This is a genomic window from Bacillus sp. SIMBA_074 (genome assembly GCF_046534555.1).
Lineage (GTDB): Bacteria > Bacillota > Bacilli > Bacillales > Bacillaceae_G > Bacillus_A > Bacillus_A mycoides.
The window spans coordinates 1-250 of record NZ_JAWRYM010000957.1 but is presented as its reverse complement, the minus strand read 5'-3'; the positions used below and the strand labels follow the sequence as shown (position 1 = coordinate 250).

Below are 250 nucleotides of genomic sequence, written 5' to 3'. Positions count from 1 at the left end.
CTCCTCGACCCCGTCCACTTTCTGGCGACGAGTAGACAGCGAGTGGCGACGTTCACGCCCGCTGAAAAGGGCGTCTGTCGACTCAGCTCCTCGTATCAGGTCGAGTACCACCGAGAGCAGATGGTCAGGATCCGTGAGGCTTGGCAGCAATGTTGGCCACGCGTCGCGGCTCGACGATTGCCGCCACGTGAGAACCATGTCGGTGTCGCGCGCGTCCTGTTCACCAAGCCAGCCTCTGTGAGGACGGAAC

General features: G+C 62.4%; 1 protein-coding gene. It reads right to left on the bottom strand.

All coding sequences use genetic code 11. The annotated features are described in order from the left end of the window. The coding region (locus SB773_RS33615) for a hypothetical protein (RefSeq protein WP_410594796.1) at positions 1 to 198 on the bottom strand (198 nt) is incomplete at its 3' end. Positions 199 to 250 lie beyond the last annotated feature (52 nt).